At 55.5% G+C, this 17,882-nt stretch carries 14 protein-coding genes; 6 read left to right on the top strand and 8 right to left on the bottom strand.

All coding sequences use genetic code 11. From position 1 onward, the window contains the following. Positions 1–13: 13 nt before the first annotated feature. The 3 genes from AC0IM9_RS08090 to AC0IM9_RS08080 form a co-directional block, all read right to left on the bottom strand. Positions 14–934, bottom strand: coding sequence for a restriction endonuclease (locus AC0IM9_RS08090; protein ID WP_482803659.1), 921 nt, complete (start codon positions 932–934; stop codon positions 14–16). Positions 935–971: 37 nt separating this feature from the next. Continuing rightward, a complete protein-coding gene (gene mfd, locus AC0IM9_RS08085) occupies positions 972–4,433 on the bottom strand; it encodes a transcription-repair coupling factor (RefSeq protein ID WP_482803658.1) in 3,462 nt (1,153 codons plus the stop codon). A 109-nt stretch (positions 4,434–4,542) separates the two neighbouring features. Further along, positions 4,543–5,304, bottom strand: a complete 762-nt coding sequence (locus AC0IM9_RS08080; RefSeq protein WP_482803657.1) for a flagellar brake protein — start codon at positions 5,302–5,304, stop codon at positions 4,543–4,545. A 79-nt stretch (positions 5,305–5,383) separates the two neighbouring features. On the opposite strand from AC0IM9_RS08080, the gene AC0IM9_RS08075 reads away from it, so the two are divergent. From AC0IM9_RS08075 to rimO, 4 genes are read left to right on the top strand one after another with little or no spacing between them, the layout of a single operon-like run. Beyond that, positions 5,384–5,704 carry a DMT family transporter gene (locus AC0IM9_RS08075; protein ID WP_140911392.1) on the top strand — a complete coding sequence of 107 codons (321 nt, stop codon included), beginning with the start codon at positions 5,384–5,386 and terminating at the stop codon, positions 5,702–5,704. Next, complete coding sequence (gene tusB / locus AC0IM9_RS08070; RefSeq protein WP_482803656.1) at positions 5,704–5,997, top strand: sulfurtransferase complex subunit TusB; 294 nt, start codon at positions 5,704–5,706, stop codon at positions 5,995–5,997. The genes AC0IM9_RS08075 and tusB overlap by 1 nt, the downstream gene beginning before the upstream one ends. Next, the gene (locus AC0IM9_RS08065) at positions 5,988–6,320 is read left to right on the top strand and encodes a TusE/DsrC/DsvC family sulfur relay protein (protein WP_222101868.1); all 333 of its coding nucleotides are present in this window, start codon (positions 5,988–5,990) and stop codon (positions 6,318–6,320) included. Before tusB ends, AC0IM9_RS08065 begins: the two co-directional genes overlap by 10 nt. A gap of 18 nt (positions 6,321–6,338) precedes the next feature. Then, positions 6,339–7,649 (top strand): 30S ribosomal protein S12 methylthiotransferase RimO, encoded by a 1,311-nt coding sequence (gene rimO, locus AC0IM9_RS08060; protein ID WP_482803655.1) that lies wholly within the window; start codon positions 6,339–6,341, stop codon positions 7,647–7,649. Positions 7,650–7,686: 37 nt separating this feature from the next. On the opposite strand, the gene AC0IM9_RS08055 is transcribed toward rimO, so the two are convergent. The 5 genes from AC0IM9_RS08055 to AC0IM9_RS08035 form a co-directional block, all read right to left on the bottom strand. Next, positions 7,687–7,896, bottom strand: coding sequence for a cold-shock protein (locus tag AC0IM9_RS08055; RefSeq protein WP_054760518.1), 210 nt, complete (start codon positions 7,894–7,896; stop codon positions 7,687–7,689). A gap of 428 nt (positions 7,897–8,324) precedes the next feature. Beyond that, positions 8,325–9,737 carry a sodium:proton antiporter NhaD gene (gene nhaD, locus AC0IM9_RS08050; protein WP_409563844.1) on the bottom strand — a complete coding sequence of 471 codons (1,413 nt, stop codon included), beginning with the start codon at positions 9,735–9,737 and terminating at the stop codon, positions 8,325–8,327. A 143-nt stretch (positions 9,738–9,880) separates the two neighbouring features. Then, entirely contained in the window at positions 9,881–13,480 is a 3,600-nt protein-coding gene (locus AC0IM9_RS08045) for an FAD-dependent oxidoreductase (RefSeq protein ID WP_482803654.1), read from the bottom strand. A gap of 54 nt (positions 13,481–13,534) precedes the next feature. Continuing rightward, positions 13,535–14,464 (bottom strand): protein translocase subunit SecF, encoded by a 930-nt coding sequence (gene secF / locus AC0IM9_RS08040; protein ID WP_140911386.1) that lies wholly within the window; start codon positions 14,462–14,464, stop codon positions 13,535–13,537. A gap of 101 nt (positions 14,465–14,565) precedes the next feature. Beyond that, positions 14,566–16,023 carry a TrkH family potassium uptake protein gene (locus AC0IM9_RS08035; protein ID WP_482803653.1) on the bottom strand — a complete coding sequence of 486 codons (1,458 nt, stop codon included), beginning with the start codon at positions 16,021–16,023 and terminating at the stop codon, positions 14,566–14,568. Positions 16,024–16,312: 289 nt separating this feature from the next. On the opposite strand from AC0IM9_RS08035, the gene AC0IM9_RS08030 reads away from it, so the two are divergent. Further along, positions 16,313–16,837, top strand: a complete 525-nt coding sequence (locus tag AC0IM9_RS08030) for a phosphatase PAP2 family protein (RefSeq protein WP_482803652.1) — start codon at positions 16,313–16,315, stop codon at positions 16,835–16,837. Beyond that, positions 16,834–17,874 (top strand): MJ1255/VC2487 family glycosyltransferase, encoded by a 1,041-nt coding sequence (locus AC0IM9_RS08025; protein ID WP_482803651.1) that lies wholly within the window; start codon positions 16,834–16,836, stop codon positions 17,872–17,874. Before AC0IM9_RS08030 ends, AC0IM9_RS08025 begins: the two co-directional genes overlap by 4 nt. The last annotated feature ends 8 nt before the right edge of the window (positions 17,875–17,882 follow it).

Raw genomic sequence — 17,882 nt, 5'->3', positions numbered from 1 at the left:
GCGAACTGACGACCTACTCATTATCAAAATAGTCGGAATCCAGTTTTTTGACCTCATAAAGACCAATCGTAGAGACTCCAACATTGTGTTCGGCCATGAGCTTGGCAAGATTCTCGCCATCGAGCAGTATGATTTTTGATTCGATGACCGAAACATATTCTTTGGCTTCTTTCGTGAAAGATGAAGTGGTAATGAAAACACCCTTTCTTGCACGTTGGCCTTGCAACGCGCCGGCGAACTTTTGAATTTCGGGGCGCCCCACAACGCCCTCCCAGCGTTTGGCCTGGATATAGATTACATCCAGTCCCAGGCGGTCTTCATTAATAATGCCGTCAATTCCACCGTCACCGCTTTTGCCAAGCGCCCTGCCAGCATCTTGCCGATTACCGCCATAACCCATTTTCACTAACAGGTCGATAACGACTCGTTCGAAGAATGAGGGCGATGCTTCCTTGACCGCAGCGAGAACTTCAGATTCGACCGCAGAACGAAGCTTGTTGTAAGCTGAGGCAAGTGCGTCTTCCGGAGTTAATGTGGATTGCGATTCGAATGCGAATACCGGATTCGGCTCAGTTTCGCCCTTGTCCTTTTTACGATTTTTGAATTCGATGAATTCCGGATATTGTTCGAGGACTGATGCGTCTATTTGGTCGGGATTGTTTTTAAGTAATTCTGCGCCTTTGTCCGAAATTGCGAAGTATCCTCTTCTCGGAGCTGTCAATAGGCCAGCTTGCTTCAAATAAGATCGCGCCCAACCGACCCGATTGTTAAATATTGCTTGGCTGCCGCTTGGTAGGAGTTCATTTCTCTCTTCTACTGTCAGTGCGAACTCTTTAGCCAGAGCGTCGACGGCATGGCTGAATTTATGTTCATTGCCATCCGATGCAAGTTTCAATACTGGCAACATTAGTGTCTGGTAATCGGGGATGGTCATGTTATGTGTCCGTTATTGCCTAATGAGTAGGAAATCGTCAGCCTATGCTTGATGCCGAACTAGGTGCCAACCTCGCCAACAACTTCTCCAAAAACGCCACCTTATCCTCCATATCCTTAAAAGTCTGGGTAAACCTCAATTTATCCGCGCCGTCGAATTTATACACCTGCGACTGGCTTTGGATCATCAAGATCAACTCGCCGGTATCGATTTGCGGCGTGGCGGTAAACACGATGCGGCCGCCGGTGGCGTGGGCTTCAATTTTGCGGATGCCCAGATGCGCGGCTTGTTGCTTCAGTTCTGTGACCGCGAACAAGGCTTTGACCTGATCCGGCAATAGGCCGAAGCGGTCGATCATTTCGATTTTTAACTTGCGCAAATCGTCTTCGGTTTCGGCGCTGGCGATGCGTTTGTACAAAACAAGGCGGGCGTGGATGTCCGGCAAATAGTCTTCCGGAATCAAGGCTGCTACTTGCAGATCGACTTCCGGGCCATAGTCCAAAGGCGCGTCCAGCTCCGGCTGCTTGCCGGATTTCAAGGCTTTGACCGCCCGTTCCAGCAACTCGGTGTACAAGGTAAAGCCGATTTCCTGAATCTGGCCGCTTTGTTCGTCGCCCAGCAACTCGCCGGCGCCGCGGATCTCCATGTCGTGCGAGGACAACATGAAGCCGGCGCCGAGTTCGCCGGAGGTTTCGAAGGCCTCCAGACGCTTGATCGCGTCCTTGGTCATCAGGGTTTTCGGCGGCACGATGCAGTAGCAATAGGCGCGGTGGTGGGACCGGCCAACCCGGCCGCGTAACTGGTGCAACTGGGCCAAACCCAGCTTGTCGGCCCGGTTGATGACGATAGTATTCGCGCTGGGAATGTCGATGCCGCTTTCGATGATGGTGGTAGCGATTAGCACATTAAAACGCTGGTGATAAAAATCCAGCATGATTTGCTCCAGCTCGCGCTCGGCCATCTGGCCGTGGGCGATCTGAATCCGCGCTTCCGGCACCAGTTCAGCCAGTTCGCGCATCATTTTTTCCATGGTCTTGACGTCGTTGTGCAGGAAGAATACCTGACCGCCGCGTTTGATCTCGCGCTGGCAGGCTTCCTGGACTTGCGAATCGATCCATTCGCTGACGAAGGTTTTGATCGCATGGCGGTTCGGCGGCGGCGTGGCGATGATGGAAATATCGCGCAGGCCGGCCATGGCCATGTTCAACGTCCTCGGGATTGGCGTTGCGGTCAGTGTCAGCAAGTCCAGTTCGCTGCGCAGCTTTTTGAAATGTTCTTTTTGAGTGACGCCGAAGCGGTGTTCCTCGTCGATGATGACCAAGCCCAAGGCCTTGTATTTCATATCCTTGGAAAGCAGCTTATGGGTGCCGATGACGATGTCGACCTTGCCCTCGGCCAGATCGTCGGCGATGGCGGTTTGCTGTTTGGCGGTGACGAAACGGGAGGTGACTTCAATGCGCACCGGCCAGTCGGCAAAGCGGTCGCGGAAGTTTTGATAGTGTTGCTGCGCCAGCAGGGTGGTTGGCACCAGCACCGCCACCTGTTTGCCGCTTTGCACCGCCACAAAGGCCGCACGCATCGCCACTTCGGTCTTGCCGAAGCCGACGTCGCCGCATACTACGCGGTCCATCGGTTGCGGCGCAGCCATATCTTGCAAAATCGCTTCGATGGCGCTGAGCTGATCGGGGGTTTCCTCGAACGGGAAGCCGGCGGCAAAGGCGTTGTAGTCGCTATTGTCGACGCTAAAGGCAAAGCCGCCGCGCGCGGCGCGTTTGGCGTGGATGTCCAGCAATTCGGCGGCCACGTCGCGGGCCCGCTCCATGGCCTTTTGCTTGGCCTTGCTCCATTGCTCGGTGCCAAGCTTGTGCAAGGGGGCGTTTTCGGCGCTGACGCCGCTGTAGCGGCCAATCAGATGCAGCGAGGCGACCGGCACGTAAATCTTGTCGCCGCCGGCATATTCCAGCATCAGAAACTCGGCTTCGATGCCGCCGACCGTCAAGGTCTGTAGGCCTAGGTAGCGGCCCACGCCATGTTCCTGGTGGACCACCGGCGAGCCTATCGTCAGCTCGTCGAGGTTGTTGAAGATGTTTTCCAGTGCCCGGGCGGCGGATTTTGCGCGGCGCCGGCGTTGCTGGACTTTTTCGCCGCTGAGTTGGCTTTCGGTGATGATGGCCAGCTTCGGTTGGTCGAGCAACAGCCCGTGATCCATCGGCGCGACGACGATGCACGGCGACTGTTCGCTTTGCAGAAATTCCGGCCAGTTTTGGACTTGCTTGGCGGCCAGTTTGACGCTTTTCAGTTTCTCGATCAGGCCCTCGCGGTGGCCGGCAGTCTCGGCAACGAACAGGATTTTGCCGGCAAAGCCTTCGATGAACTGGCGCAGGCGCTGCGCCGGCTCTTTCAAGCGGCTATCGATGGCGACATCGGGCAACGTTTGGCAATGCAGCGATTCGCCTTGTTCACCTTGATGGTCCAGCACTATGCGGCTGAACGCTTGGGTTTTGCCAACCAATTCGTCGGCGGCTAAAAACAGGCGCTGCGGCGGCAGTAGCGGCCTGTCGACGTCGTATTTGCGTTGCTGATAACGCTCTTCGGCCTCGGCGTAAAACTGGCCGGCACCGGTTTCGAACTCGGCCGGCAACACGAATAGCGCGCTGCTCGGCAAGTAATCGAACAGCGATTCGGTGCGCTCGACGAACAGCGGCAAGTAATATTCGATGCCGGCCGGGGCGATTTGCTTGGACACGTCGACGTACAAATTGTTTTTCGGCGAGGCGTCGGGGAATTGCTCGCGGAAGGCCTGGCGGAAGCGTTTGATGGCGTCGTCGGTAAATGGAAATTCGCGGGCCGGGAACAATTCGACTTTTTGCATTTTGTCTTGCGACATCTGCGTGTCGGGGTCGAAGCTGCGGATCGATTCGACGTCGTCGTCGAACAGTTCGATCCGGTAGGGCTGCTTGGAGCCCATCGGGAACAGGTCCAAAATCGAGCCGCGTACCGCGAATTCGCCGTGCTGATACACCTGCGATACGCACTGGTAACCCACCGCTTCCAATTTGGCGCGGGTCAGGTCCAGGCTCAAGGTGCCGCCGACTTCAATGGCAAAACTGTGGGCCAGGATGTGTTCGCGCGGCGCCAGCCGGTGCATCAAGGTCGAGATCGGCACGATCAGCGCGCCGCGCTTGGTTTCCGGGAGCAGGGCCAGCGTACGCAAGCGCTCGGAAATGATTTCCGGCAACGGCGAGAACACATCGTAGGGCAGGGTTTCCCAGTCCGGAAATTGCAATATCGGATAGGCGCTGTCCAGAAAAAAGGCCAGTTCGTGCTCCAGGCGCAACGCGGTTTGCGTGTCCGGTGTGACGATGACGGCCAAGCGTTTTTCGCTGGCGATCGCGGTGGCGAGCGCCAGCGCATCGCCGCAGCCGGCTAAGTCGCGCCAGATATGAGCTTGGGTGGACTGTTTCGGTAATTCGGGAAGTTGTAGCGGAGACGCGTTCATGGCAATTTGAATGGGTATAGCGGGAACGACAGTGAGGCCAAGCTAACTGGCAAACGGAGTGGCTGTAGGTCTTGTCTGGAGGAAGGCCGCGTGCCAGCGTTTTTTAGGATCAAGCCAAATTTTTTTGTTGGATTTCGATATCCTGCATGTAGCGTTGAATATTGGTTTCGAACGCCGGAGGAATGTCGGTGAAACGACAGCCGACGCGCTGCTGAGTACCGGTCACGGTGGCGCGTACTCGGGTTATTTCTTTGATTTCGAAGCTGATTTTGGCTTGTCCGCCGTCGTGCAGATACATCATGCAGCCTTCATGCTTGTCTTCCGGATTCAGATATTTGTCGAATTGCGAATCCGGATTCAGAAACGCAAACCCGGAAAAGCTCAGATCGACCAACCTAAATGAGGCTTTCAGCACCGTGGGTTCTATATTCTCGATGTCGTCAGGATCCTGGGGCGGGGTAAACATCATTACGCACAGGCTGTTGGTATGCGAAAGCGGTACTTTAATCCGGTAGAACTGGCGGCGCTGCATCCAGAAAATCGCGTCCGGAATCGGCATTGCAAGTACCGGGTGGCCGTCACTTTGCGATTTCTTGATCGATTTGCCGCGGAAGGAGACCTTGATCCCTTCGTATTCCGTCCGGAACAGCACTTTGGGCGAATTCAGCAACTGTTTGTTCAACAACTCGGTGGGCGCGACATCGAGTGCCAACAGGTTGGCTTTCTGGTCGAGATCGATAATCGTGGTCAAAAACGATTGGTTGTGTTCGCCAAAGTGCGCAGAAATGATGCACTTTTTCTTTACCAGATCGGTCAGGTGGCCAAAAACCAGTTTGGAGCCTCTAACAAGATAGTCGGATTCTTTTTCCATTAAAGTTGCTAAATATTGCGGTGTGCGGAAAGGGCTATTGTAAAATAAGCAGGATTATAGTGTATAGGCAGGAGTTTTGATGGGTTGGTTGCTGTTGTTGGTGGCGGGGTGTTCGGAAATCGTGTTTGCAGTAAGTCTGAAATATAACGATGGCTTCACCAAGCTGTGGCCTAGCGTGGTAACCGGCGTCTCCGGTATCGCCAGCTTTTATTTGCTGATGTTGGCTATCCGTACTTTACCGTTGGGAACCGCCTATGCGGTTTGGACCGGCATGGGGGCGGTCGGCGTTGCCGTGATCGGTGTCCTCTGGTTTAAGGAGCCGGCCGACTGGGTGCGGCTGGCGTCGATTATGTTTATTGTCGTCGGTATCGTCGGCCTGAAACTGACCCACGCCGAGTGATGTTGCATTTGTTGTCGCAATTGCCATTGCAGGCCGAGGTGTTTGCGAGAATGGCGCCCGGCGACGATATCGTGTTGCTGGATGCCACGGTCTGCGGTGCGTTACGCGGCCATCAAGATAACCGGCTGTTGCAGCAGGTCATGGCGCGACCCTGCCAAGTCTATGCGATGCGGGACATGGTCGAGGCGTATGGCTTACAAGCGGGGCGGCTGTTGCCCGGTGTGGAACCCATAGATTACGCTGGGCTGGTCGAGCTGACCGTTAAACACCCCGCGATCCATTCCTGGTGTTGATTTACGACGGTGCGGTTTTGGACACGACGGCAGACGGTTTCTTGCGCGACGCAGCGCAATGGAACCGACGCGTCGCCGAGGTCTTAGCTCAGGCAGAAGCGTTGGAGCTGGAGGATGCGCATTGGGAAATCCTGTATTTCATCCGCGACTACTACGCCCGCTTTAAACACCTGCCCAATGCCAGGATGTTTGTCGCCGCAGTGCGCAAGCAATTTGGCGAAGACAAAGGCAATAGCCGCTATCTGCAAAAACTATTTCCCAAAGGGCCGCTGAAATACGCTTGCAAGATAGCCGGCTTGCCGAAACCGCCCACTTGTTTATAACGATTTCGAGAGAATTTAATGACTAATCCGCGTGTTGGTTTTATCAGTTTAGGTTGCCCGAAAGCGCTGGTCGATAGCGAGCAGATTTTGACCCGCTTGCGGACCGAGGGCTACCAGGTTTCGCCGAATTACAAGGATTCCGATCTGGTTATCGTCAATACTTGCGGCTTTATCGATGCCGCGGTGGAAGAGTCGCTGGACAGCATCGGCGAAGCTTTGGCCGAAAACGGCAGGGTCATCGTCACCGGTTGTCTGGGGGCGCGGCAGGACGAGATACTGGCCCGCCATCCGCAAGTGCTGAAAATTACCGGCGCCCACGCCACCGACGAGGTGCTGGACGCGGTACACGAACACTTGCCGCCGGCGCACAATCCCTTCCTGGAGCTGTTACCGCCGCAAGGCATCAAATTGACGCCCAAGCATTACGCCTACTTGAAGATTTCGGAAGGCTGCAACCACCGCTGTACCTTTTGCATCATTCCGTCGATGCGTGGCGACCTGGTCAGCCGGCCGATCGACGACGTTATGGCCGAGGCGGAACGCCTGGCTGCCGCCGGCGTAAAAGAGCTGTTGATCGTATCGCAGGATACCAGCGCTTATGGCCTGGATTTACACTACCAAAGCCGGGCTTGGCGCGGCCGCGACTACCAAACCCGTTTCAAGGATTTGGCGGCGGCATTGGGCGAGCTGGGAATTTGGGTGCGGATGCATTATGTTTATCCCTATCCGCACGTTGACGATGTGGTGCCGTTGATGGCCGACGGGAAAATTTTGCCGTATCTGGATATTCCGTTTCAACATGCCAGCAGCCGAATTTTGAAGCTGATGAAGCGGCCGGCTGCGGCGGAAAACAATCTGGAGCGTATCCGTGCCTGGCGCAACATTTGTCCTGATTTAACCATTCGTAGCACCTTCATCGTCGGTTTTCCCGGCGAAACCGAGCAGGAATTCGAAGAGCTGTTGCAGTTTTTGAGCGAAGCGCAAATGGATCGGGTCGGTTGTTTTGCCTATTCGCCGGTTAAGGGCGCGGCGGCAAACGCGCTGCCGGATGCGGTGCCGGAACAGGTCAAGCAGGAGCGGTTGGCGCGGTTTATGGAGCATCAGGCTGCGATCAGCGCCGAACGCTTACAGCGACGGATAGGATGCCGTGAGACCGTCTTGATCGACGAGGTCGTCGAAGAAGGGGCGGTGGCGCGCAGCAGAAGCGATGCCCCCGAAATCGACGGTCAAGTGTTCATCGACGGCGCAAGCCACCTCCAGGTTGGAAGCTTCGTCGACGTCGAAATCGAAGACGCCGACGACTACGACCTGTGGGCCAAACTGGTCTAACAAAAAAGCCGCTGGTGAGGCGGCTTTTTTATCGGGCTTATAACGGAGTAACGTTTTCCGCTTGTGGGCCTTTTTGGCCGTTGGTCACTTCCATCGTGACTTTTTGGCCTTCTTTCAAAGTTCTGCGGCCGCTGCCGTTGATTGCGCTGAAATGCACAAACACATCTTTGCCGCCCTCTTGTTCGATGAAGCCGAAACCTTTTTCATCGTTGAACCATTTAACTTTGCCTTCTACTTGAACTGACATAAATTTCTCTTGCTTTAAAAAGTGCTATTCGCTGGTTTGGAACTAGGGTTTGTGACTAAAGCGGGTAAGCGGAAAACAAAGTTTGTTGATCCTATTGCGAGCTTGAAAAGCGACAACGATACCGAGCTAAATCGGCTTCATTATACATGCCTCGTCGCGGCTATCCACAAAAAGTAAAGCGATTTTTGCTCCTAACGACCCGGCTTTGCACGGTAGTGTCTGCGGCGAATGCAAGCGGACAGGTGTGTCGGCAAAAGGGATTTTAGTCAAGTTATTGAAATTAATGATGCTTTTTTGATGTGGCTATGGCCGGCTTCAGGGTTCCGGTTGGCGCTGGCAAACCGATAATATTTTGCTGCAGGCGATACAAATTTGGTATTTTTGGCAATTGGCCAAACGGGCAGCGCTCCGTCGCCGCCGAGACCACGTTAGAAATAATGGCCGTTTAGCAAAAAATGGGTGGCAATGCTGCCGAAGAAACCCAGTAAAATCACCGGCATCCATTTCAAATGGGCGCTAAAGGTGTAAACACCCTTCATTTGCCCCATCAGACCGACGCCGGCCGCCGAGCCGATTGCCAACAGGCTGCCGCCGACACCGGCAGTCAGCGTCACTAACAGCCATTGGCCTTGCGAGATATCCGGGTGCATGGTCAGCACAGCGAACATGATTGTGCCGTTGTCGATGAAGGCGGAAAAAATGCCGACCAGAATGTTGGCAATGGTCGGGTCCATGCCGATGTACAACACGTTGGAGGCCATCGTCAGGTAGCCGATGAAACTCAAACCGCCAACGCTCATCATTACGCCGTAGAAAAACAGCAAGGTGTCCCACTCCAGATGGGCGACGCTTTTGAATACGTCGAATTTCTGATCTTGGCGACTAGCTGGCAGCTCCACTTGGAATAATTTGTAAACGTGGGCAAAGTCGCTGCCCTTAGCTCTGCCTTCTGTTTTTTGCAGGTAATAACCGAGAAACTTGAGATAGGTCAGACCGGCCAGCATGCCGGCGGCGGGCGGTAGTTTCAAAAAGTTCTCGAAGCAGACCGCGGTAATGATGGTCAACAAAAACAGCACAATCATTGCTAATGCACCGCGCTTCATAATTGGCGCTCGACCGACCGCCCCCGGAAATTCCCTTGGAATCCAGAAATGCATGACGATTGCCGGCAGCGCAAAGTTGACGATAGCTGGAATGAACAGCGAGAAGAAATCGGCGAACGGCACCACTCCACTTTGCCAGACCAATAGCGTGGTGATATCGCCGAATGGACTGAACGAACCGCCGGCGTTAGTGGCTACGACCACATTGATAGCCGCCAGTGTTACGAAGCGAGGGTTGTCCTTGCCCATGGCCGTAATTACCGCGCCCATCAACAAGGCGGTGGTCAGGTTGTTACAAACCGAGGACATGAAAAACGACATGCAGCCGGTTATCCAGAACAATTTGCGGTAGCTGAAGCCCTTGCTTAGTAGCCAGACCCGCAAATTATCGAACACGCCGCGATTTTCCATTGCGTTCAAATAGGCCATAGACACCATGATGAACAAAAACAGCTCCGCATATCCGATCAGTGCGGCGCGGAAGGCTTGCCCGGCTTCCTCGCGCATGCCGCCGTGTACGTAGACGCCGGCGATAAAAGCCCAGATCAAACTTGCCGCCAAGACCATCGGTTTGGATTTGTTCAGTTCCGTGACTTCCTCGGTCATGGCCAAGGTATAGGCCAGCGAGAAGATGCAAATGGCCAAGTAGCCGACCCAATGATGGGTCAGGTCGAGAACGTGGGCGGTGGCGGGGTCTGCGCTGGCCCAAGCCAGGATTGGCGAGCAAGCACATAGCAGAAACAGCGAAATACGTAGTAACACGAGCGAACTCCTTTCAAAATTTGAAGCCCAGACTGTCGCGGCGGTATCGAGTTCCTTGGCCGCGAAAGCAGCCCGCGTTTCCAGCCGAAACCGGAAATGCGGGTGGATGTTGTGAAGGTTTAATTACCCGCTGTTTCCAGCAGATACGTCAACCACAACGACGAGAGTTTTTCCTGCACGGTATTTTGCCGCAAGCGGGCGTTCAAATTCGGAAAGTCCACGTAATCCAAGGCTTGGTCCTGGTTGTAGCAGGAGTACATGAAGCTTTCCTCGCCGGTTTCCGGATCGACATGCTTGCATAAGCATTGCGCGCAGACGCCTTTCATCATGCACTGCATGGGCGAGTTGATCGAGCCGACCGCTTCGTGGCCGGCCTTCAAATACGGTTTCAGCGCCGCGAAGCGGGCTGCCTTAACCGCTGCCATCATCCGGTCGGAGCCGATCACGATCAGATGGTCCACGTCCTGCAATTTCAGCGTGGTCTCGCCCAGGTGGCCCTCAGCGTAGGCGACCATCGCTTCGACGATGTTGCCGACGAAGGTTTTATCCTGCGGCCTTGTGACCGGGATGGCGTCGTTGCCGGGTATGTTGTCGACGGCCCAGACGATGACGTCGGAGGCTTCCTCGATTTCCGGTACCTTGAACAAGTCGATCCGGTTGCGGTAGCCGGCGAAATACAACACTTTGTTGCCGGCGGCGCGCATGGCTTTGCCGATCGAGAACAATACCGCGTTGCCCAAGCCGCCGCCCAACAGCAACACGGTCTTGCCGGTCGGGATTTCGGTCGGGGCGCCGGTGACGCCCATCAATACCAGAGGATCGCCGGGTTTCCAGGTCGCGCACAGGCGGCTGGAGCTGCCCATTTCCAATGCAATCAAGGATACCAGGCCTTTTTCTTTGTCAACCCAGGCGCCGGTCAAGGCCAAGCCTTCGGCGGCCAGCGTGGTGCCTTCGACCACCGGTGCCAGCGATTCGTAATTCTGCACCCGATAAAATTGGCCGGGTTCGAAATGTTTGGCTGCCGCCGGGGCTTTGATCACGACCTCGATAATCGTTGGGGTCAGGCGGTTGACTTCGACGACGCGGGCGATGAACAACTCGTCCAGTTTATCCTGCAAACCGTGCAGTTGCGCATCGCGCGAGCCTTGTTGGGCCGGATCGAGTGCAGCCAGTTCGTTGGCGAACAGCTTGACGATATAGGGGTAACCGTCTTTCGCGCTGGCCATCGCTTTAACCACGTTGCCGGCGTAAACCGGGTGGTTGTCGCCGTAGAAGGTGATGTAGCGGCCTTCGCTTTGGTAAGAGGTAAACGGCGCCGGTTTGCCGACCTTGACTTGGGCTTCGTCGGCCATCGGTGCCAGTTGAACTTTGCTGTCCAGCCAGTCAGGTTCGTGACGTTTGTAGAATTTGCCTTCCATTGCGAAGGTGCGCGGATGCTCGGACTGGTAGATCGTGTTCGGCGCAGTGCCGGCGGCAATGAACAGGCCGCGCAAGCTCACTTCGACTTCGTCGGTCTTCTTCCAACGGCCTTCCTGCTCGGTCAGTTTCTCGAAACGGACGGCTTTTAAATGGCCGTATTGGTCTTCGATCGCTTCCAGCGGGCTCATGCCTTCTGCCAGATAAATGCCTTCGGACAAGGCTTCGTGAATTTCTTCGTGGTTTTGCCGGTAGGCTGGCGAGTCCTTGATGCCTTTGCGGTAGAACAGCGTGACGCCGCCCCATTGCTTCAGGAACGGCAGGAAGTTCGGCGTTTCGCCGGCTGCGGCTGCACGCTCGCGTTCTTGCTCGATGACCCGGCCGTGGGCCAGGAATTCTTCCAGAATTTCCAGTTCCTCGGCGTCGTAACGGCGGCGGACTTCGGCTTCGCCGTATTTCGCCACCAGCTTCTCGTAACGATGCAGGATTTTGCTGACCTGACCGGGGTAATACGCCAGCAGTTCGGTCGCGGTATCGATCGCGGTCAAGCCGCCGCCGATCACGCCGGCCGGCAAGCGCACTTGCAGGTTGGCCAGCGAGGATTCCTTGGCGGCGCCGGTCAATTGCAAGCCCATCAAAAAGTCGGAGGCCTTGCGGATGCCGCGGGTCATGTTGTTTTTCAGGTCGATGATGGTTGGCTTGCCGGCGCCGCTGGCGATCGCAATATGGTCGAAACCCAGCTCCCAGGCTTCATCAATCGTAATGGTGCCGCCGAAGCGAATGCCGCCATAGCATTTGAAAGCGTTGCGGCGCAGCAGGGTCAGGTAAATCACTTTCAGGAAGTTTTTATCCCAGCGCACGGTAATGCCATATTCGGCGACGCCGCCGAAACCGAGCATGACCCGCTTGTCCAGATCTTCGTACAAATCCTTGAAATCAATGATCGGCATGGGCGGATTGTTGCGGTCGCCGGTCAAATGCAGCGGCAACGGCTCGATTTTCAATGCATCGATACCGACGACACCGAAGCCTTCGTTCAACAGATAATGTGCCAGGGTGTAACCGGCCGGGCCCATGCCGGCGACCAGCACGTTTTTGCCGTTGTAGGGCAATGCCACAGAACGTTTGACGTTGAGCGGGTTCCAGCGGGTCAACAGGCTGTAAATCTCGAAGCCCCAAGGCATGAACAGCACGTCGGTCAGCACGTTGGTTTCGATCTGCGGAATGTTGACCGACTCGGTTTTTTGGTAAATGCAACCGCGCATGCAGTCGTTGCAAATCCGGTGGCCGGTGCCGGGGCACATCGGGTTGTCGATGATGATCATCGCCAGCGCACCGATGTTGTCGCCCTGGCGTTTGACCACGTGCATTTCGGAAATCTTTTCTTCCAGCGGACAGCCGGTCATCAGTGCGTTCAAATGGTTGGTTTTGAACGTGCCGTCTTTTTTGTTCTTGATGCCTTTCGAGCAGGAATCGTTGTCGCGGTCGTGGCAGTAAATGCAGTGGTCGACCTCGTACAAGGTCTGGCGCTGGTTGAAGCGCTTGTCGGTCAAAGCAAAACCGTCGCGGCGGCGATGGTGATGGTCGTCGCAAGCCCAAACGCCATAGCCATTTTGATCGACCGTTTCGTGGTCTACCAGATTTTCCAGGTTGGTTTTTGCCGGGACTTTAAAGCTCAACCATTTCGCGACCAGACTTTGCAATTCCGGAACCTGCTTGGCAGCAAAGCTCCAGCGGCAAACCGTGTCGTAACCGGCCAGCGTTTCCGCGCTGGCGTTTTCCTGTTGCGCTGCCCGCCACAGGTCGGCGCCGAGTTCGCTGACGGCCAGTTCCGGGTCGGTGTTGAACAAATCCTGTTTGCCGGCGGCGGCCAATAAAGCGTCCATTTCCGCGCGCAATGCGGCGATATCCCAGCCGTCGATGGTTTGTCCTTTGAACGATTTGGCCAGATTGCCGACAATCTCGGTGCGGTAGGTAAATACGCTGTCGAACTCGCCACGGATATGGCTGATTTGCTTGTCGCGCACGTCTTGCACGTTGAACAGCTTGGCGACGAAGGTGCCGACCAGCGGCGCCGTTCTGACCAGTAACTCGGATATTTCTTCCGGCTTCATGCCGTCGCCGCCGCAGGCGCGGTAGGCGGTGATTTCGTCGAACAGAGCCGAGTCGTGATGCTTGACCGATTGGTCGAACACGGTCAGCAAATCGGCCAGGCGCTTGCTGTCGTAAAGGTCTTTGTATTCGAAGCCGGGGATGCCGAGTGTCAATTGGGTCAGTTCGCGAGTATTTAGCTGTTGGGTCATCAAGTTATTCCGGATATGTACGCTTGAAGTTGGAAATCAGAATTTGGCGGCCGCTTAAGGCATGTCGTCGACGACGTTGTCCTTGGCCGGCGGCATCAAGTCTTCGCGGGTTAGGCCGAGGCTCAACGCCAGCGAGCTGGCGATATAAATCGACGAATAAGTGCCCTTGACCACGCCGATCAGCATTGCGATGGCAAAGCCGTGGATGGTTTTGCCGCCCAGAAACGCCAGCGCCAGCAAGGTCAGGAATACGGTCAAAGAGGTCAGGATGGTCCGGCTCAGCGTATCGTTCAGCGCAGTGTTGACGATGTCGTGGATCGAATCTTTGATCCGGCTGGTGCGGACGGTTTCCCGGATCCGGTCGTAAACTACGATGGTGTCGTTAATCGAGTAACCGATCAGGGCCAGAATCGCCGACAGCACGGTCATGTCGAATTCCCAGCCGAATACCGAGAAAAAGCCCATCGTGATGATGGTGTCGTGGAACAGCGCGGCGATCGCGCTCAACGACAGTTTCCACTCGAAGCGGATGCTGACGTAGACCATGATGCCGATAAAGGCGAACAGCAGCGCCAAACCGCCGTCGTTGATCAGGTCTTCGCCGACCTGCGGGCCGACGAACTCGACGCGGCGCAATTCGCCGGGCTGGGCTTGGCTACTATTTGCAACTTTCAGGACTTTTTCGCTAAGTTCCTTTTGGCTGATGCTTTCCACCGGTTTCAGCCGGATCAGTACGTCCGCCGCACTGCCGAAATGCTGCAGATTGGCGTCGGCAAAGCCTTCCTGTTCCAGCGTGGCGCGCATTTTGTCCAGATCCGCGGCTTGGTTGTAATGCATTTCGTAGACGCTGCCGCCGGTGAAATCGATGCCCAGATCCAGGCCCTTGGCGAAAAACGAAATGATCGAAATCAGTAGCAGGCTGCCGGAAAAGAAAAAGGCTATTTTTCTTTTGCTGAGAAAGTCGATGTGTCGCGCGGAAGTCATGTCGAATGTTCCTGATTTTAGAATTGATGGGTTGTTGCCGGCGGCCGGAATCGCTTGGGCGCAGTTAGTGGGGCCGAAGCGGAATTAGTCGGCGAATTGTACTATTTTCTCCAGAACGTGGGTGTAAAAAGCACGATCAGCGTGAATACTTCCAGTCGTCCCAGCAGCATCGCGATCGAACAAATCCAGGTTTGAAAATCGCTGAGTACGCCGTAATTTTGGGCCGGGCCGATCACGTTCAAACCCGGTCCGGCGTTGTTGATGCAGGCAATGATGCCGGAAAGGGCCGAAATCGGGTCCAACCCGGAAAAGATCAGCGAGAAGGTCAGTACCACGATCGAGATGAAGTACAAAAAGATGAACGCCAAAACCGCGAAAATGATCTTGTTGGCGATCGGGGTATCGCCGATCCGAATCGGATTAACCGCCCGCGGATGCAGGATGCTGAACATTTCCCGGCCGGCCTGCTTCCACAGCAACAATGTGCGGAACATTTTGATGCCGCCGCCGGTAGAGCCGGTGCAGGCGGTGATGCAACTCAGATACAACATCCACCACGGCACGAACGGCGGCCAGCGGTCGTAGTCGGTGCTCATGAAGCCGCAGTCGGTCGCAATCGAGACCAGATTGAACGCGACATGGCGCAGGCTTTCGAAAATGTCCGGATAAGTGCCGAAATGCCACAAGTAGCCGGCGCACAGCAGAATGCTGCCGGATACCACGCCCAGCATCGGAATCGCTTCCGGGTCTAGCAGGTAAGGTTTCAGGCTGATTTGGTGCACCACCGTGTAATGTGTGGCGAAGTTGATGGCCGAGATCAACATGAACACGATCAGTACGAATTCGATCGCCGGGGAATCGTAATAACTGATGCTGGCATCGTGGGTGGAAAATCCGCCCAGGCCCAGCGTTGCGAACGCATGGCAGATCGCATCGAACCAGCCCATGCCGGCCAGTTTCAGGCAGAGGATGCACAAGATCGTCACTCCCGCGTAAACCAGCCACAGCAAACGGGCGGTTTCGGTGATGCGCGGCGTGATTTTGCTGTCCTTGACCGGGCCGGCGATTTCGGCCTTGTACAACTGCATGCCCCCAACGCCCAGCAGCGGCAGAATCGCCACGGCCAACACGATGATGCCCAAGCCGCCGATCCAGTTCAATTCATGCCGCCACAGGTTCAATGACGGCGCCAACTGATCCAGACCCACCAGCACGGTGGCGCCGGTCGTGGTGAAGCCGGAGACGCATTCGAAAAATGCATCGGTAAACGACAATCCGGGAATGCCCCAGATCAACGGCAAGGTTGCCGCCGAAGACATCAAAATCCAGAACGAAGCCACCAGCAGATAGCCGTCGCGGGTTTTGACATCGCCGCGAAAGCGCATGGTCAGGCCCGAGAGCAGGCTGCCAACGCCAATATTCAAAGACATGCCGTTGACGAAATGTTCGGCCATGCCGTCGTCGAAATATAAAGACGTTGCAATCGGCAAGATATAAGTCAAACCGAATACCATCAGAATCAGGCCGAGCACAAAGCCAAGGGTGCAAAAACGTCGCATGTTTGTCGTCTGAATCGATCCGAGAGGAGGGTTGCCGTAAAGGGAACGCGCGGGCCGGGAGCTCAGGGCCTGCCGCCAGGTGAGTCGGGCGCGCCGCAGCCGGCAATTGTAACAAACAATCCGGAATTTGGCCTTGTCACAAAACCTTAAACAAAGCGTCATCCGCTTGTCACAAAGCCCCCCTAATCTGGCCGTGCAGTCAAGGATTGTTGAAGGTAAGGAAAATCCAAGATTTTGAGTTTGCGCGACAGTCGCGGCCGACGCGCGCAACAAACGGGAGGGCTAAGCCATGAAGCTAATTTATTCCATCCACAAATACGACGTGACGATGTTCACCTGGGTTAACGGCGTGGCGATTCGGGCCAGTCTAATGCCGGTGTGCCGAGGTATTTCCCGTACCGCCGACGGCTTGCTGTATGTGCTGGCGGCCGCTTGGCTGTATTGGGATCGCGGCGGTCAGGACGGGTTGTTGCAAGCCATGGTTTTGGCGTTTTTGATCGAAAGACCGGTGTATTTCGCGCTGAAGAAAGGTTTCAAACGTAACCGTCCGCAGCAAGCGCTGAGCAATTTTACTAGTGCGATCAAGCCGGCCGACCAGTTCAGCTTTCCGTCCGGCCACACTTCGGCGGCGTTCATGGTGGCAACCCTGTTCGGCTATTGCCTGCCGGCGTTGGCGACGGTTTTGTATTGCTGGGCGGCGGCGGTCGGCTTTTCCAGAGTCGTGCTGGGGGTGCATTTTCCGACCGACACGCTGATGGGGATGGTGCTGGGTGTCGGCATCGCAATTTTTAGTCTCAACTACGTTCTATCATGAAAATTTTTTACGGTGTGCAGGGCACGGGTAACGGCCACATTACCCGGGCGCGGGTAATGGCGAAGGAATTATACGCGGCCGGTTGCGAAGTGGACTTTCAGTTCAGCGGTCGCCCGGCGGACAAGTATTTCGACATGGAGGTCTTTAACGGTTACCAAGTCAAAACCGGCTTGACCTTCAACACCCACAAAGGTCAGGTCAGCTACTTTAAAACCGCATTGGAGGCCAGTCCGATCCGGTTCGTGCGGGATATCGGCAGCCTGGACTTGAGCGCTTACGATCTGGTAATCAGTGATTTCGAACCGGTCACGGCCTGGGCCGCGAAACGGCAGCAGAAACAAGTGTTAGGCATCGGCCATCAATATGCATTCGGTCACAAGATTCCGCGTGCCGGCGGCGATCCGATCGCCGAGCGGGTCATGAAATATTTCGCGCCGGCCGATATCGGTATCGGTCTGCATTGGCATCATTTCGGCCAGCCGATTCTGCCGCCAATCATCGAGACGCCGGAGTTGCCGCCGCAGGTTCAGGCCAACAAAATCGTGGTGTATCTGCCGTTCGAAGACGGCGAGGAAGTGGTCAGATTGTTGTGTCCGTTCGAAAATTTCGAGTTCCACGTCTATTCGCCGCAACCGGTGGCGTCCAAATACTCGCACGTGCAATGCAAACCGCTGTCGCGCGACGGCTTTCAGCGTGACTTGTACGATTGTGCCGGTATTATCAGCAACGCCGGTTTCGAACTGGCCAGCGAGTCATTGCAGTTGGGCAAGAAAATTCTGGTCAAGCCGTTACACGCGCAGATGGAACAAATCTCCAATGCCGAGGCACTGAAACAACTGGGTTACGGCCACACCATGTTCGACCTGGATCCGCAAGCGATTGAGGATTGGCTGCACAACCCGCATAGCGTGCGGGTGACTTACCCCAACGTGGCCAAGAGCATCGTGCAATGGATCAGCTGCGGCATGCCGCAGATCGATACCGAGTTCGTCGAGCGGGTCTGGGAATCGGTTGAAGTATTACAGATCAAGCATTAGGTCGGCGC

The organism is Methylomonas sp. Uni0011 (genome assembly GCF_056850255.1).
This window is presented reverse-complemented; position numbering and strand designations above follow the sequence as displayed.

Bases quoted from the DNA above. Each gene is read 5' to 3' on its own strand.
- AC0IM9_RS08090 (WP_482803659.1), bottom strand. From the start codon at position 934: ATGACCATCCCCGATTACCAGACACTAATGTTGCCAGTATTGAAACTT.
- mfd (WP_482803658.1), bottom strand. From the start codon at position 4,433: ATGAACGCGTCTCCGCTACAACTTCCCGAATTACCGAAACAGTCCACC.
- AC0IM9_RS08080 (WP_482803657.1), bottom strand. From the start codon at position 5,304: ATGGAAAAAGAATCCGACTATCTTGTTAGAGGCTCCAAACTGGTTTTT.
- AC0IM9_RS08075 (WP_140911392.1), top strand. From the start codon at position 5,384: ATGGGTTGGTTGCTGTTGTTGGTGGCGGGGTGTTCGGAAATCGTGTTT.
- tusB (WP_482803656.1), top strand. From the start codon at position 5,704: ATGTTGCATTTGTTGTCGCAATTGCCATTGCAGGCCGAGGTGTTTGCG.
- rimO (WP_482803655.1), top strand. From the start codon at position 6,339: ATGACTAATCCGCGTGTTGGTTTTATCAGTTTAGGTTGCCCGAAAGCG.
- AC0IM9_RS08055 (WP_054760518.1), bottom strand. From the start codon at position 7,896: ATGTCAGTTCAAGTAGAAGGCAAAGTTAAATGGTTCAACGATGAAAAA.
- AC0IM9_RS08045 (WP_482803654.1), bottom strand. From the start codon at position 13,480: ATGACCCAACAGCTAAATACTCGCGAACTGACCCAATTGACACTCGGC.
- secF (WP_140911386.1), bottom strand. From the start codon at position 14,464: ATGACTTCCGCGCGACACATCGACTTTCTCAGCAAAAGAAAAATAGCC.
- AC0IM9_RS08035 (WP_482803653.1), bottom strand. From the start codon at position 16,023: ATGCGACGTTTTTGCACCCTTGGCTTTGTGCTCGGCCTGATTCTGATG.
- AC0IM9_RS08030 (WP_482803652.1), top strand. From the start codon at position 16,313: ATGAAGCTAATTTATTCCATCCACAAATACGACGTGACGATGTTCACC.
- AC0IM9_RS08025 (WP_482803651.1), top strand. From the start codon at position 16,834: ATGAAAATTTTTTACGGTGTGCAGGGCACGGGTAACGGCCACATTACC.